We start from the raw sequence: 15,967 nt of genomic DNA, 5'->3' as shown, positions 1-15,967 counted from the left end.
CGGTTTGTGATCCGACACCATTCTCTGGACCACCCCGGGCTAGAGTTTCCCGGCCAAGTTCACGGTGACGGGCTGGGCGCGTCATCGGGTTTCATCAGCGTGATCGGGGGCTTGTTGCCGATGGCACCGTGCGGCCGATCCTCGTTGTAGTACCTGCGCCAATCCTCCAACTTTTCGCGGGCATCTGCAAGTGTCAGGAACCAGTGGGTGTTCAAGCACTCGGCCCGGAAGCGACCATTGAACGCTTCGATGTAGGCATTGTCGGTGGGCTTCCCAGGCCGGGAGAAGTCCAACGTCACGCCGTTGGTGTAGGCCCACAGATCCAGATCGCGGCTGATGAACTCGGAACCCTGGTCAACTCGGATCGTCCTGGGATACCCGACCACGGCACAGGCCACCTCAAGGGTCTGCACGACATCTTCGCCGCGGTAGCTGAAGCGCGGATCGAGCACCGGCGAGAACCGTGAGAACGTGTCGACTACGGTCAGGACACGGATCTTGCGGCCCGTTGCAAGCTGGTCATGGACGAAGTCCATGGCCCACACATCGTTGATGCGGGAGGCCGCGCAGCGGTCTTCCCTCAGCTTTGCCTTCACCCTTCGCTTGGGCGTCTTGTTTCGCAGCTGAAGACCCAACTCGTTGTAAATCCTGTGCGTTCGCTGTCAACGGCGGAGCAAAAGTCGGCCATGCGGCGGCGTAAAACCAGGCCATCGTGTTACACGCCGGGGGGAGTGGCGTGAGGGCGTAGCCCGAGGGGCACTCCCCCCGGCTTTGGCGTAATTTTCAGGGTTTGGTTTTAGCCTTGCGGGCCCGGCTGTGAGCGAGGCGATAGCTTTCGCCGTTCATCTCGAGGATGCTGACGTGATGGGTCAGGCGGTCAAGGAGCGCGCCTGTGAGACGCTCGGATCCGAAGGTTTCGGTCCATTCGTCGAAGGGCAGGTTGCTGGTGATCAAGGTGGAGCCGCGTTCGTAACGCTGGGAGATCAGCTCGAACAGCAGTTCGGCGCCGGTCTTGGAGAGCGGTACGAAGCCCAGTTCGTCGATGATGAGCAGTTTGTATCCGACCATCTGCTTCTGGAAGCGCAGGAGACGCCGCTCGTCGCGCGCCTCCATCATTTCGCTGACCAGCGCCGCCGCAGTGGTGAAGCCCACCGACAGCCCTTTCTGGCATGCTGCCAGTCCGAGCCCCAAAGCTACGTGCGTCTTTCCGGTGCCAGATGGCCCCAGAGCGATGGCGTTCTCACGCCGCTCAATCCACTCGCAGCGCGCCATCTCGAGCACCTGCATCTTGTTGAGCCTGGGAATGACGGCGAAGTCGAAGCTGTCGAGGCTTTTGACGGCGGGGAAGCGCGCGGCCTTGATGCGCCGCTCGACCATACGACGCTCCCTGTCGATCATCTCCATCTCGACGAGACGAGCAAGGAAGCGGATGTGATCGACGCCTTCAGCGGCACATTGCCGCGCGAGCTTGTGATGCTCTCGCAGGCACGTAGGCAGCTTGAGTGCCTTGAGATTGTGAGCGAGAAGAAGCTCCGGGGCCTGATCGCTCATGCGGCCTCCTGCTGGTCGGAGAGCAGGCTCAGATAGGCTCTGGCAAAGGTCTTCTCGACCGTTGTGCGTGGCAGGAAGGGATAGACGTCCAGGTCCAGCCTGGGCGGTACGCGTTCGACCCGGCACAGGACGAGGTGCTTGACGGCATCGAAGCCGATGGCGCCAAGATCAATGGCCTGTTCCACCGCCGCCTGGAGATCGGCGACGGTGAACGTTTCCAGCAGGCGCAGCACCTGTACATATTCACGCCTGCCATGCTTGTGCATGCGGCCTTCCATCAACCGCTGCAGTGTCGTGAACGCTTCGGGCAAATCCCAGCCCTGCAAAGGGGCAGCCTGGTCGAATGCGTTGATCTTCTGCTCGATCAGCGGGAGATAATGGAGCGGGTCGAAGATAACCTCCTCGCGGGCATAACAACGAGGATGACGGGCGATGACTTCGCTGCGGCAGCCGATCACCACTTCATCGACATAGGCCCTGATCCAGACCTCCTGATGGCCCCAGGCCACCGGAACCGAATAATCGTTGGTCCTGTAGCGCACCAGGGATTGCGAGGAGACCCGCCCGCCCGCCTGATCGCAGGCCTCGAAGGGTGTAGCGGGCAGAGGCTGCATGGCCGCGAGATCGCGTTGCAAGCGCTCACCGATCGTCTCGCTCTCCCCGCGCACCTTGTCCTGCTGGCGCTTGCGGCATTGCTCCTCCAGCCACAGGTTGAAGGCCTCCCAGGTCGGGGACTTCGGGATCGGCACCATGAAATTGCGGCGGCAGTAACCTACCAGCCCTTCCACATTGCCTTTCTCGTTCCCCTTGCCCGGGCGGGCATAGCGGTCGCGGATCACATAATGCGACAGGAAAGCGCTGAACAGCGTGGCACGCTTGCGCGTGCCGTCGGGCAGGATCTTCGCAACAAGACAGCGATCGTTGTCGTAGACGATAGAGCGCGGCACCGCGCCGAAGAACGCGAAGGCATGGACGTGTCCGTCCACCCAGGCTTCCGCCACCGCCGCCGGATAGGCCCGCACATAGCAGGCGTCACTGTGCGGCAAATCGAGCGCAAAGAAGTAGGCTTTTTGCTCCACCCCGCCGATCTCCACCAGAGCTTCCCCGAAATCGGCCTGCGCATCGCCTGCCGGGTGCGCCAGCGGCACGAACATCTCCCGGCTGCGCTGCTCGCGCTCCCGGATGTAATCCTTGATGATCGTATAGCCGCCAGTGAAACCATGCTCGGTGCGTAAACGGTCGAATACCCGCTTCGCCGTATGGCGCTGCTTGCGCGGGACACCGCGATCCCCCTCAAGCCATCCATCGATGATCCCCACAAACCCGTCCAGCTTCGGGCGCTGCGGTGCAGACTGACGCCGGTAACCCGGCGGCGATGAAAACGACAGCATCTTGCGCACCGTATCGCGCGACACATTGAAACGCTTCGCCGCCGCCCGCTGGCTCATGCCATCCGCGCAAGCCAAACGGACCTGAAGATAAAGTTCCACGCTGTAGATCCCCACACCTCCCTGACTTGGCAGAAAGGCTTCAAGGTGGACGACTTTTACGCCGCCCGCAGCGGGACTATCCCGCCGCTAGCGTGGCCGAATATTGCTCCGCCGTTCTCACCCTGGCGTCTCCTCCGGGAAAATCCGCTCTGGCGGTTCCGTAATCGGGCATGAACATCGTATCACCGACGAAGACCGTGTCCGCGATGACGTACGCGACGCATGCGGGTGTGTGCCCGGGCACATGGAGAACTGTCACCGGCAACGCGCCGATGGCGAAATGATCGCCATCACGCCATAGCCTGTCGAAACCGCATTCTGCATTTTCAGCTTCACATCCCATATTGAAAATGGGGCGAAAGGCTTCCTGGACTGCCGAGATATCCTCTCCGATTGCTACAGCACCGCCAAGTTTTTCACGCAAATAGGGGGCAGCGGAGATATGATCGGCATGGGCATGGGTCTCCAGCAACCAGGTAACGCGCAGGCCCAGATCGCGGACATGCTTGATGACCTTGTCTGCCGCTACCGTTTGGGTCCGCCCCGACGCGGGATCATAGTCGAGCACACTGTCGATCACCGCTGCCTCCAGGCTCTCGGGATCATGCACGACATAAGTGACGGTCGATGTAACGCCGTCGAAAAAGGCCTGAACACGAGGCCTTGCGCCCGGATTGGCCACCTGGTTGGCCGCTTCGTGCAATGGAATATCCGTCATTTACATATCTTACATATTGATATTTACAGTATTTTGTAATTATAATTTTGACGGAGGTCAATGAGGCAATTGCAAACAGTTTCACGACCTGCCGATCATGAAACTGTCTTGCGCGGCCCGCTTCTCAGTGAAAAAGGGCAACAGATGACAGAAGAACTCCGACCACCTGCCCCGACAATCCCTCGCATGGGAGATCCGGCGCCCGATTTTGAAGCTCGAACCACCAAAGGACAAATGCGGCTTTCCGATTTCCGAGGCAAATGGGTGCTGTTCTTTTCTCATCCGGCTGACTTCACGCCGGTCTGCACGACCGAATTTGTCTCCTTTGCGCGCGCGCAGCCGCGTTTCGAAGAAATGGGATGCGGGCTGTTGGGCTTGTCCGTCGATAGCCTTTACGCCCATCGCGCGTGGATGCGTGCCATTCGCACACTATTCGACGTTGAAATCGATTTCCCGGTCGTCGAAGACCCCTCCATGGTGATCGGCCGATCCTATGGGATGATCGACAGCCGCTCGACCGACAGCGCCGCCGTTCGCGCGACTTTCTTTATCGACCCCGACGGCATAGTTCGCGCCATCACGCATTACCCGCTCTCCATAGGTCGATCGGTTGACGAAATGATTCGCACCCTTGCGGCACTTCAAGCATCGCAGGACACTCAGTTGTTCACGCCGGAAGGTTGGCAGCCGGGCAAGCCCCTGTTGCTCCCAGCCTCAGACGATAACGCGGAAGCGGACTGGTTTTGCAGGTACGCGTCATGAGTTTTTATAGGGACCGCGAAAGCGCAGCATCTGCAGCTGAGCGCCTCCGACTGTTCGCACAACCACAGCGGCTGATGATCCTGTCACTGCTACAGGACGTCGGTGAGCAATCCGTGGCCGAAATCGATCAAGTAACCAGAATAGGTCAGCCAGCACTCAGCCAGCAATTGGGCGAGCTTCGCCGTCGCGGCGAGGTCACGACCCGTCGACAGGCCAAGCAGGTCTTTTACTCCCTGGCAAATCCGCACAACAAACCGGATATCCAGATGATACAGGCCATCTTTGGCGAAGCTTCGGCATCTCTACATCGGCGCGAAAATGCAGGGCAAAAAGAACACGATCATGCTCGAGACGATGGCGCAGCCAGCTTCGTCCGCATGATGTCGATCGAAGAATGAACATTCCGCACCTGTCGATAGAAACGCGACGTCACCATCAACAGCGTGCCTCCCGGTCGTCTAGAGCATTTTTCGATCATTCTGGCTCATAGCCACATGATCTGAAGTAGTTGGCGCATTCCTGGGGCTGGAAGATATCGACGAGTTTGCCGATCAAGCTCCACAGGCCGCTGACCGTTCGCTCGCCCGCTTTACGGAGCATGGCCTTCAGGCGGGAGAACGCTTTCTCGATCGGGTTGAAGTCGGGGCTGTAAGGCGGGAGAAAGCGCAGGGTTGCGCCTGCGGCCTCGATGAGCACCTGCACCGATGCGCGCTTGTGGCTCGACAGGTTGTCCATGATGACGACGTCGCCGGGCCGCAGTTCGGGGACGAGGACCTGAGCGACGTAGGCTTCGAACCAGTCGCCGTTGATCGGCCCATCGAGCACCATGGGCGCGACCATGCCGGTCATGCGCAGGCCAGCGACCAGGGTGGTGGTCTTGCGGTGGCCGTGCGGGAAACCCATCCGCAGTCGTTCGCCTTTAGGGCAGCGACCGTGGCTGCGGGTCATATTGGTCGCAGTCCAGGTTTCGTCGATGAAGACCAGGCGCTCCGGTTCGAGATCGAGTTGACCCTCGAACCAGTCCTGACGCTGCTTCAGGACGTCGGGTCGATCTTGCTCTATCGCATGGCCTGTCTTTTTTTGCGCGTCAGTCCACGGCGAACAAAAAAGCGATGTAGACCGGCAACGGAAACGTCCATGCCCTTGTCCGCAAGCGCCAACCGCAGTTCTTCGAGGGTGATGTCCCTGCGCTCCTCCCAAATGGCCAGAATGTCCGCTGCCCGCTCTTCCATCCGCCGCGAGCGCATATCCCCGCCGCGGGGCTTTGGGGCAATGTCACCCGTCTCACGCTGCTGTGCTCGCCAGCGGACCGCCGTTGATGGTGCTACACCGAACCGGGCCGCCGCAGCACGGCAACTCGATCCACTATCCACCGCTGCCAAGAGCCGAGTGCGCAAATCCATCGAAAGAGCCATCCATGCCGGCCTCCTTCACCAGCACGGATTCTGAATCAGAAATCGCGCCCAAAGGGAATCCCATGCCGATTCAGAACGGTCGAAAACCGCTCTAATGGCGGGATTTGCAAGCGCCTTCTTGTGCGGGAGATGCTTGCCGGGAGCACGGTCCTCCCCGCGATCGACATGGGTCGCCGCATCACGGCGCTTTGCGGGACAGTCCTTTCGATGCATGCCTCACACGATCCAAGCAGGCTTGAGGTGCAGCGGTGTTAACGGACTGGACCTAGCAGGGGCCCCTCCTCACGCACTTGGCGCAACAGATCTCGTAATTTAGGCCGCCGCTGCACGGGCGCCGATGCTGGCCAATCGACACGCTGCAATTTGCGTGAGCCAAGCGGATGAATAATGTTTCATTTTCAAAGGCATTTATATGAAATAGTCAACCTGATACCGGGCGACGCGTGTGCCGAGCAATTCATCGCGCGCACGAAGATGTTCCGGATGAATGGCGTAGGCGGCAAGGGCTTCGGCACTCTCAAACTCAGTGTAGAGGACCATGTCGCAGGCATAGTCGACGTTGCTGCAATCAACCCCCACCTCAAGCTTGATAAGGCCCGGGATAAGGTTGGCCAATGCCTCGAACCTCGACTTTACAAGGGCAGCTGTGTCAGCCTTTTCCTCCGGCGTTTCACCGCGCACATTCCACATTACGATATGCTTGATCACTAATCGGCTCCAAATACAAAACAGGAATGGCTGGATCGCTATTGCTACCCCGTGGATTCCGAAATGCGCCAATCCGTGTACCACCGTCCATAACCCGATACGGCCAGCACGATCGTATAAAACAGCTCGCAAATTCTATTTGGCGCGCAGCAACTGGCCGATGGAGCGACCTTTTGGCTTTCGCTGGACAACCATCTAATTATCGCATGACATATATCCACGCATCGAAGGCATACCATAGCGGCGCCATCAGGAATGCTGCCAGGACAAGCTTGTGGCAGACCACCTCTCCTCTTCTGGTCATGTTCGCTCTCCAACCCAGCCATCATGCTGGTTGGAGAGCAAAATACACCTCCTGCTGTTCCGATACAACGGCACATATCGCGCACGAACACCTATTATCAGCTACTCTGTGCGAGCGCTTGGTCCGAAAATCTCCCGCTCCAGAATGGCCTCGATCCTGGCGACAAAACTTCGCTTGTCCAGATGCGGATGGGCGACCATGCGCGCATAGAGTCCTGCGGTCAAAGTGATAAAGAGTTCCACCTGCGTTTCCAGTTCGCCAGCTGTCACCGATGCCGGCGCAAGTCGTGCAAATACTTCTGCCAAGGCCTTGCGGGCGTGACTATCGACTTTCTGAAATACGGCAGCAATTCTAGGGTTTCTTGATGCTTCCGCAACGATCTCGAGGAACAGGTCCGGTTCGTCGGAATGCAATTGGCGGTCGATATGCCCCCGTATCCAACGCCGAAAACCCTGAACGCCACCGATCCCACTCGCGGCGCAGGTAGCTTCTTCCATGGAAGCGCGGACTTCATCCTCAGCAATAGCTGCGATGATATCCTCCTTGCTTCCAAAGTCGCGATAAATCTGGACGACATGCACCCCAGCATCTTTCGCGATTTGAGCAATACCGGTCGCATGGAAGCCATGCGCCAGAAAGAGCCTTCTCGCTGCCCCCATAACATGCCTGCGCCGGGCCTCCGGACCGCCCTTGATTTTTTCGCGCGCGCCCTTTGCTCCCATCACCGTTTCCCCTCCTTGACCTTCTTGGCTCTTCGCACTAGCAGCAAAATTGATTGTAATCGATCACTAACATATTTTGCGAGTCGCCCCTATGAGCTTGCTGCCACGCTTACCGTCACTCCTGGTTTTGCCGCTGATGCTGACTGCCTGTGGAGAGCACGCCGCCCCGCCAGCGGTCCAGCCCACTGTTGGGTTCGTCACTGTCAAGGAAGAGGCCGTGACCCTCACTACCGAACTCCCGGGCCGGACGACCGCCTATGAGATATCGGATGTACGCCCTCAGGTCAGCGGCATCATCCTCAAGCGCCTGTTCCGCGAAGGTGATATGGTCCGTGCCGGACAGGCACTCTATGAGATCGACCCTGCACCTTATCGTGCGCAGGCGGCCAACGCGCGCGCGGCGCTTGGCAAAGCCCAAGCCTCGATCGCGGCAGCCGATGGCCTCGCGAGGCGCTATGGCGAACTGGTCAAAATCAACGCCGTTGGTAAACAGGATTATGAGAATGCGGTCGCCAGCGCAGGCGAAGCTCGAGCAGAAATTGCCGCGCAGCGAGCCGCACTTCAAACAGCAGAGATCGATCTGCGCCGGACCCGGGTCTCCGCGCCAATCAGCGGACGGATCGGCCGATCAATCTACACGGTCGGGGCACTTGTATCGGCAAGCCAGACCAATGCATTGACCACCATCCAGCGGCTCGACCCGATCTATGTAGACCTCACCCAGTCTAGCGCGGACCTGATCCGGCTACGCAAGCAACTGCTGTCGGGAGAACTTTCGCGCGACGGTTCGGGAAACGCAACGGTGCGCCTCCTTCTCGAGGATGGCAGCATTTACGACCAGACCGGCACATTACAATTTTCCGACGTGACCGTGGATCAGACAACGGGTTCAGTCACACTACGTGCCCTCTTTCCGAACCCGCAGGGATTGCTCCTTCCGGGCATGTATGTGCGGGCGCAACTCGTGCAAGGGCGAAAGGCCCGCGCCATCCTTGCCCCCCAGCAAGCGATTTCCCGGGACGAGCGCGGCAACCCGACCGCCTGGGTGGTCGGCTCGAACGACAAGGCCGAGCAACGCACGCTAACAGCACCACGCACCATGGGCGGAAACTGGCTCGTCACGAAAGGACTTAAAGCGGGCGACAGGCTGATCGTGGAAGGCGGCCAGAACCTTCGTGCTGGTGCGAGTGTCAAACCAGTCGCCTGGCAGGCGCAGAATGCCGGAAAGCGGAACTGAGCCCATGTCGATATCGCGCTACTTCATCGATCGCCCGATCTTTGCCTGGGTCATCGCCATTGTCCTGATGCTCGCCGGCGGCATTGCAATCCGCAGTCTTTCGGTCGCTCAATTCCCTTCGATCGCACCGCCAAGCGTTCAGATTTCCGCGACCTGTCCGGGGGCCGATGCACAGACCCTCGAAAATACCACGACACAGATTATCGAACAGCAGATGAAAGGCATCGATAATCTGCGCTATTTCTCCTCGACCAGCAGTTCTTCAGGCAGCGTGACGATCACGCTTACTTTCGAACAAGGGACGGATCCCGACACCGCTCAGGTGCAGGTGCAGAATAAGTTACAGGCAGCTACGCCACTCCTCCCACAGGAAGTGCAACAGCAAGGCATCAAGGTAACAAAATCGTCCTCGACTTTCCTTCTCGTTATCAGTCTCTATTCAGACAGTGGGAAACGCAGTTCGGGTGACCTTTCGGACTATATCGCGTCGCGTGTGCAAGATCCGCTAAGCCGCGTCAAAGGCGTTGGTGACACGCAGATACTGGGTGCCCAATATGCAATGAGGATCTGGGTCGATCCCACCAAGCTCACCAATTACGCCTTGACCATGGCGGATGTGACATCTGCCGTGGAAGCCCAGAACGCGCAGGTTTCCGCAGGCCAGCTTGGTGCGCTACCCGCGCCCAAAGAGCAGATGCTCAATGCCAGCGTCGCGGCACAATCACGTTTGCAGACCCCAGAGCAATTTGGCGCCATACGCCTTAAGTCCGGCAGCGACGGTGCCATCGTCAGGTTGCGCGACGTCGCACGGATCGAGATCGGGCCTGAAGATTACTCCATCAATGCAAAGTACAATGGCAGCCCGGCCGCGGGCTTCGCGATCAAGCTCGCCCCAGGCGCGAACGCTCTTGACACTGTCGCCGCCGTCAAGGAGCGCATGGGAGAACTTTCGGAATCATTCCCAGCGGATATCAAGGTCGCTTATCCTTACGACTCATCGCCTTTTGTCAGGCTTTCGGTCGAACAGGTCATTCACACGCTTATTGAAGCGGTCGTGCTCGTCTTCTTCGTCATGTTTCTGTTCCTGCAGAACTGGCGCGCAACACTTATTCCGACGATCGCCGTACCAGTTGTGCTGCTGGGATCGTTCGCAGTTCTTCAGTTGGCCGGCTTCTCTATCAACACGCTGACACTTTTTGGCATGGTGCTGGCGATCGGTCTTCTGGTCGACGATGCGATCGTTGTCGTCGAGAATGTCGAACGCTTAATCCAGGAGGAACATCTTTCCCCCCTCGAGGCCGCGCGAAAATCGATGGACCAGATCAGCGGGGCGCTGATCGGCATCGGCCTCGTGCTCTCGGCCGTGTTCCTGCCAATGGCGTTTTTTGGCGGTTCCACCGGCGTTATCTATCGCCAGTTCTCGATCACCATCGTGTCGGCCATGGCGCTGTCGGTATTGGTAGCCCTCATTCTGACCCCGGCACTTTGCGCCACCATTCTCAAGCCGCACGACCCCGAAAAGGACCATGGGAATGGCCTTCTGGGTCGCTTCTTCGGCTGGTTCAACACGATGTTCGACAACAATGTCGAACGCTATGGCCGCGGCGTGGCAAAGGCGACCAGGAACTGGAAGCGCTCGCTTCTTGTCTATCTTCTGATCGTAGGCGGCATGGTGTTCATATTCATGCGGCTTCCAAGCGGCTTCCTGCCGGAAGAGGACCAAGGCATGGCGGTGGCGCTTGTCCAGCTTCCCGCCGGCGCTACCACCAATCGCACCAACGCCGCGCTCGACCGGGTTCGCAACCACTTCCTGGGAGACGAGAAAAGCAATGTCGATGCAGTCTTCACCGTGTCGGGCTTCAGCTTCAACGGTCAGGCTCAGAATACCGGCATGGCGTTTGTTTCCTTCAAGGATTGGGGCGAGCGCAGCGGAAGTGGCAACAAGGCGCCCGCGATCATGGCGCGCGCCGCCAGCGCCTTCGCCTCATGGCAAGACGGTCAGATATTCGCCATGATCCCGCCAGCAGTTCAGGAACTGGGGAATGCCTCGGGTTTCGATTTCCAGCTCGTCGATACCGGTGATATCGGTCACGAAAAGCTCCTGGCGGCCCGTAATCAGCTACTTGGCATGGCCGCCAGCGACAAGCGGCTGAGCCAGACGCGCCCTCAGAGCCTGGACGATGCACCTCAATTCAAGGTCGATGTCGACCAGGACAAGGCAGGCGCCTTGGGCCTGGAACTAGCGACGATCAACAACACGCTCTCGACGGCCTGGGGCGGCTCCTACGTCAACGACTTCATCGACCGGGGACGCGTGAAAAAGGTCTACATCCAGGCCGACGCGCCCTATCGCATGGCCCCTGAAAGCCTCAACGACCTGTTCGTACGGAGCGAAAGCGGTACGATGGCGCCCTTCTCCGCTTTCTCAAGTTCGCAATGGAAAATGGCCCCCGCCCAGCTCAACCGGTACAATGGATCGCCGTCCATGGAGATACTCGGATCGCCGGCCTCCGGTTACAGCTCGGGCAATGCGATGCAGGCAATGGAGGAACTCCATGCGAAACTGCCTGCTGGCACGGGTTTCGAGTGGACAGGCCTTTCTTACGAGGAACAGCTTTCAGGTGGGCAGGCCCCCGCTCTTTATGCGCTGTCTCTCCTGATCGTGTTCCTTTGTCTTGCCGCCTTGTACGAGAGTTGGTCGGTGCCTTTCTCGGTTATTCTCGTGGTGCCACTTGGTGTCGTCGGAGCGCTGCTGGCCGCCTGGATCACCGGGCTCACCAATGACATCTATCTGCAGGTCGGCCTGATCACGACGATCGGCGTTGCGGCCAAGAACGCGATCCTCATCGTGGAATTTGCCGAGGAGCGGGTACGATTGGGCATGGAGAGTGTGCAGGCGGTCATAGAGGCAGCGAAGCTGCGCCTCCGCCCAATCCTGATGACCTCCCTCGCCTTCATCTTCGGCGTCCTGCCGCTGGCGATTTCCAACGGCGCCGGCGCGGGTGGTCAGAACGCTATCGGTCGCAGCGTGGTCGGCGGCATGCTGACCGCGACGGTGCTCGCGATCTTTCTGGTGCCGGTATTCTTCGTCATCGTGAACCGCCTGTTCAAGCGCAGCGCGCAATCTGCATCACCAGGGTCGCCGGAAGGCGCCGTGGACGAGGCAACCGCGCCGCACGGAGCCTGATCTCATGTTGTCATTCCGCACGCCCTTTGCCCTGATAGCCGGCGCCTCCCTGCTTGGCGGTTGCAACCTCGCGCCAAGCTATCATCGCCCTGCGCTGGCCGTTCCGGCCAATCTCCCTCAGGCTGAACCCTCGGGGGCTCAGGCCGACATGCAGAACTCTATCCCCGACATCCCCTGGCAGACCTTCTTCACGGACGCGCGACTGCGTCTGGTGATTGCGCAGGGACTTAGCAACAACCGGGATCTGCGGATCGCAGCGGCTAATGTGCTCCAGGCGCGCGCGACCTACCGGGTTCAGCGATCCGACTTGCTTCCGACGGTGACAGCCAGTGGCGATGCGACAGTCGAACGCACAGCCGTGGATGCAACCCTGCCTGGCGCAAACCGCGACACCGAGAGCTACAGCGCAAATATTGGGCTCTCCTCCTTCGAACTCGACCTGTTCGGTCGGCTTCGCAACCTGAGCGAAGCAGCACTTCAGCAATATTTCGCGACGGAGGAGGCTCAGCGATCAACGAGGATCAGCCTCATCGCCGAAATCGCCTCGGCCTGGCTCACCCTGGCATCCGATCAGGATCAGCTCACGCTCTCAAGCCAGACACTGGATGCCTATCGGCAAACGCTTGACCTTACAAAGGCCCGTTTTTCCCAGGGAATCGGCTCGGAACTCGAAGTCCGTCAAGCCCAGACCAATTATGATCAGGCCCGTTACGACATAGCGGTCGCCACTACGCAGATCGCAAAAGATAAAAATGCCCTCAACCTGCTTGTCGGCGCCACAGTTACGGCTGACCATCTCCCAAAAGAGTTGGGAACCGGTATTTTCACAATATCGAACCTGCCAGCTGGCCTGGCATCGGAAGTGCTGCTGCATCGACCAGACGTACGCCAGGCCGAGCGGCAACTTATAGCGCAGAACGCCAACATCGGGGCTGCGCGGGCAGCCTTCTTTCCCACGATTTCACTCACCGCTTCCGCCGGAGCTTTAAGTTCAGGTCTTTCCAGCCTCTTCGGAAACGGCTCGGGCACCTGGAGCTTCGCGCCGCAGGTGAGCGTGCCAATCTTCAATTTTGGACGCAATCGCGCCAATCTCAGATATGCCGAAGCCGGTCGTGACGCTGCCATCGCCACCTATGAAAAAGCCGTCCAAACGGCCTTTCGGGAGGTCGCCGACGCGCTTGCGCAGCGTGGCACCATCGATGAGCAGCTTGGCGCGCTCGCGAGCCGGGCAGACGCCGCAGCAATTGCCGCACGCCTTTCGGAGGCGCGCTATCGGGCCGGCGTCGATGGCTTTCTGACGACGTTGGATGCGGAACGGACACTCTATGCAGCCAGACAGGCATTGGTGACGGCGAAGCTCGATCGTAGTTCGAATCTGATCGAGCTGTATCGTGCCTTTGGGGGAGGGATCGCGGGATGACAGTTGGCTCGTCCTTTCACAACGACAACGAGAGACACCCTGCGAGACAAAGATCGTCCCGCCATATCGCCCCTATCCTGGGCGCGATCGGAGCCCTGGGCCCTTTATCCACTGACATGTACTTGCCAGGCATGCCTCAGATTGCCGCAAGTTTGCACACCGGTGAAGGCGCGATCCAGTTCAGTCTCATGAGCTTCTTCGGTGGCATGATGATCGGGCAATTATTCTTCGGCCCGCTATCGGACCGGTTCGGTCGTAAACCTCTGATCTATATCGGGCTCCTGATATTCATCATCGGTTCTCTCGGATCCGCTATGGCGACGACAGCCGGACAGTTGACAGCATGGAGGTTGGCCCAGGGAGTTGGGGGCTCGATGGGTATGGCCATCGGCTTTGCCGTGGTACGTGATCTCTACACCGGTCGTACAGCCGTAAGCCTCATCGCACTGATGATGATTGTGCAAGGCATCGCGCCCATCATCGGGCCATTACTCGGGACCGGCATTCTGGCACTGGCACCCTGGCCGACAATCTTTGAGGTATTGGCCGCGTTCGGCGCCATCTGCATCGCGCTGGTGGCGCTCGGTTTGCCGGAAACGCGCTTGAAGGAATTGCGAACCGCTAGCCACCCGATTGAAACGGTCCGCAACTATCTGCGCTTGTCGGTCAGCAGGGATTTCATCCCCTATGTGGCAGTTATGGCGCTCGCGCAGGGAGGTTTCTTTGCCTACCTTTCCGCATCGTCCTTCGTCTTCATCTCGCTCTATGGCCTGACGCCGACCGTCTACAGCGTGATTTTTGCCGTCAACTCTTTGGGCCTGATGGCGGGCGCGCAGGCATCGGCGCGCCTTATGCGCTATGTCCGGGCGGAAACCATGGTGAAGGCCGCGATCCTGGTCTACACGATCGCGGCGGTCCTGCTCACCGCTCTAGCCTGGTGGGACCACATGAATGTCTTCATGCTCTCCCTCCTGCTCTTCGTGGTCATCACGGCCATGGCGTTCGTCATGTCGCTGGGCGGCGTCCTGGCGATGGAGGCGCATGGCGCGATCTCGGGAACGGCATCCGCGCTCATGGGCGCCCTCCGGTTCGGGGCTGGTGTATTGGCCTCGTTTGCCGTCGGTGTCATGGCCAATGGAACAGCGCTTCCCATGGTCGCCACCGTCGCCTTGTGCGGCATCGCTGGCTGTATCGTTGCTTTTGCCACTTTCGTTGCCACGCCTCAGGCGCTTCGAGGAGAATGAAAGTCACAATGCCTTGAGACCGCAGTGACCTGGGGACGACAGGCTATCGACCTATCATCCTGAGGCAAATGCGATGGTTCGCCTAGAGCATTTTCGAAGCAGATGGCATCATCTGCTGGCTTGGAAAATGCGGAAAACAAAAGACAAATTGAGCATGATCCGACTCAGTATGAACGGATCATGCTCTAGGTCATCCAAATATCAGGTTCCGCTCCCAGTTCCTTGAGGCGCGTTACCACCCAGTTAATGGCTGCGTCATTCGCCATGGCAGGGGACCATTGTGCGGCAAGGCAGATGCGCGGCAAGTCGAATGGAACCTCGATCGCTTTGAGGGGCAGGCTCTTCATCATTCGTCTAGCGAGCATGCGGTGCATGGTCGCGATACGCTGGGAGCCAACCAGTAGACTGGCAACCGCCGTGAAGGAAGGCGCAATGATCTCATTGCGCCGTTCGATGGACCGCCCCTTGAGCGCGCGCTCCTCGAAACTCTGTGTGCGCTGCCGACCGAAGCGCACGGTGATATGACCCAACTCTTCATAAAGTTCGCGGCTCATTTCACCCTTGAGCGCCCGATTCCCCGACCAGCCTACCACCACATAATCATCCTCGAACAAAGGCATGCTGGGTAGTTCGGTCGATATAGCCGTATCGAGGCCGATCAGGATATCCGCTCGTCCGCGCTGGAGTTCTTCGACAACATCATCACCAAGCGGCGATATCTCGAAGGACATGTTCGGCGCTTCTTCCGCGAAATGCAGGAGGGCGGGACGCAGCAGCACCTCCAGTACATAATCCGACGCCATGATGCTGATAGCGCGATCGGAAATAGCAGGATCAAATGGCTGGGTCTTGGCGATGGTCGACCGTATCTGATCGAGCACGGCACGCACCGGTTCCATGAGTTCCTCACCACGTGGTGTCAGCGCCATCTGACGTCCTTTGAGGATGAGCAGTTCATCCTCGAAATAGTCACGCAACCGCCCGAGCGCGCTGCTCGTGGCGGATTGACTAAGATGCAGGCGATCCGCCGCAAGGCTGACACTTCGCTCCTGCAGCAAAGCGTCCAGAGCTACGAGCAAGTTGAGGTCAAGTTTCTGAAAACGCATATCAGTCGTCTAGCCCGCGCTACCCGGTTCTGGCAACACAAACCGAGGTTCAAGGCCAAGGGATGGACGCCATCGAACTGCAATTTTCGGAGTAGTGTGCGTC

The 15,967-nt window shown here is 59.1% G+C and carries 13 protein-coding genes and 1 pseudogene; 6 read left to right on the top strand and 8 right to left on the bottom strand.

Going from position 1 to position 15,967, the window contains the following annotated elements; genetic code table 11:
- Positions 1-59: 59 nt before the first annotated feature.
- The 4 genes and pseudogenes from V7066_RS19230 to V7066_RS19215 all read right to left on the bottom strand — a co-directional run.
- Positions 60-662: pseudogene (locus V7066_RS19230) on the bottom strand (IS3 family transposase); the annotation flags it as partial.
- Between the two features lie 121 nt (positions 663-783).
- Positions 784-1,551: an IS21-like element ISSsp5 family helper ATPase IstB gene (gene istB, locus V7066_RS19225; RefSeq protein ID WP_039390639.1), complete on the bottom strand. Its 768-nt coding sequence runs from the start codon at positions 1,549-1,551 to the stop codon at positions 784-786.
- A complete protein-coding gene (gene istA, locus V7066_RS19220; protein WP_334184589.1) occupies positions 1,548-3,041 on the bottom strand; it encodes an IS21 family transposase in 1,494 nt (497 codons plus the stop codon). Before istA ends, istB begins: the two co-directional genes overlap by 4 nt.
- Before the next feature lie 76 nt (positions 3,042-3,117).
- A complete protein-coding gene (locus tag V7066_RS19215; RefSeq protein ID WP_442947347.1) occupies positions 3,118-3,759 on the bottom strand; it encodes an MBL fold metallo-hydrolase in 642 nt (213 codons plus the stop codon).
- A gap of 144 nt (positions 3,760-3,903) precedes the next feature.
- On the opposite strand from V7066_RS19215, the gene V7066_RS19210 reads away from it, so the two are divergent.
- Both V7066_RS19210 and V7066_RS19205 read left to right on the top strand, forming a co-directional pair.
- Entirely contained in the window at positions 3,904-4,521 is a 618-nt protein-coding gene (locus V7066_RS19210; protein WP_334184631.1) for a peroxiredoxin, read from the top strand.
- Positions 4,518-4,919 (top strand): ArsR/SmtB family transcription factor, encoded by a 402-nt coding sequence (locus V7066_RS19205; protein ID WP_334184588.1) that lies wholly within the window; start codon positions 4,518-4,520, stop codon positions 4,917-4,919. The genes V7066_RS19210 and V7066_RS19205 overlap by 4 nt, the downstream gene beginning before the upstream one ends.
- Before the next feature lie 76 nt (positions 4,920-4,995).
- Here the strand turns inward: V7066_RS19205 and V7066_RS19200 are convergent.
- From V7066_RS19200 to V7066_RS19190, 3 genes are all read right to left on the bottom strand, one after another.
- Positions 4,996-5,936, bottom strand: a protein-coding gene (locus tag V7066_RS19200; RefSeq protein WP_334184587.1) for an IS630 family transposase whose coding sequence is annotated in 2 segments (ribosomal slippage) — positions 4,996-5,591 and positions 5,591-5,936 — 942 coding nt in all. Because the reading frame shifts where the segments join, the coding sequence is not laid out codon by codon here.
- Between the two features lie 408 nt (positions 5,937-6,344).
- Complete coding sequence (locus V7066_RS19195) at positions 6,345-6,644, bottom strand: Dabb family protein (RefSeq protein ID WP_334184586.1); 300 nt, start codon at positions 6,642-6,644, stop codon at positions 6,345-6,347.
- Positions 6,645-7,049: 405 nt separating this feature from the next.
- Positions 7,050-7,670: a TetR/AcrR family transcriptional regulator gene (locus V7066_RS19190; protein WP_334184630.1), complete on the bottom strand. Its 621-nt coding sequence runs from the start codon at positions 7,668-7,670 to the stop codon at positions 7,050-7,052.
- A gap of 136 nt (positions 7,671-7,806) precedes the next feature.
- Between V7066_RS19190 and V7066_RS19185 the strand changes: the two genes are divergently transcribed.
- The 4 genes from V7066_RS19185 to V7066_RS19170 are packed head-to-tail and all read left to right on the top strand — an operon-like array spanning position 7,807 to position 14,758.
- Complete coding sequence (locus V7066_RS19185) at positions 7,807-8,907, top strand: efflux RND transporter periplasmic adaptor subunit (RefSeq protein ID WP_334184629.1); 1,101 nt, start codon at positions 7,807-7,809, stop codon at positions 8,905-8,907.
- Between the two features lie 10 nt (positions 8,908-8,917).
- Positions 8,918-12,094 carry an efflux RND transporter permease subunit gene (locus V7066_RS19180; RefSeq protein WP_334184628.1) on the top strand — a complete coding sequence of 1,059 codons (3,177 nt, stop codon included), beginning with the start codon at positions 8,918-8,920 and terminating at the stop codon, positions 12,092-12,094.
- A gap of 4 nt (positions 12,095-12,098) precedes the next feature.
- The gene (locus V7066_RS19175; RefSeq protein WP_334184585.1) at positions 12,099-13,514 is read left to right on the top strand and encodes an efflux transporter outer membrane subunit; all 1,416 of its coding nucleotides are present in this window, start codon (positions 12,099-12,101) and stop codon (positions 13,512-13,514) included.
- Positions 13,511-14,758, top strand: coding sequence for a multidrug effflux MFS transporter (locus V7066_RS19170; protein WP_334184584.1), 1,248 nt, complete (start codon positions 13,511-13,513; stop codon positions 14,756-14,758). Before V7066_RS19175 ends, V7066_RS19170 begins: the two co-directional genes overlap by 4 nt.
- A gap of 185 nt (positions 14,759-14,943) precedes the next feature.
- Here V7066_RS19170 and V7066_RS19165 read toward each other — a convergent pair whose 3' ends face one another.
- Positions 14,944-15,864: a LysR family transcriptional regulator gene (locus tag V7066_RS19165; protein WP_334184583.1), complete on the bottom strand. Its 921-nt coding sequence runs from the start codon at positions 15,862-15,864 to the stop codon at positions 14,944-14,946.
- Between the last annotated feature and the right edge of the window lie 103 nt (positions 15,865-15,967).

This window comes from Novosphingobium sp. (assembly GCF_036820275.1).
GTDB lineage: Bacteria > Pseudomonadota > Alphaproteobacteria > Sphingomonadales > Sphingomonadaceae > Novosphingobium.
Note: the sequence above shows the minus strand (reverse complement) of the source record. Positions and strands in the feature narration are given on the sequence as shown.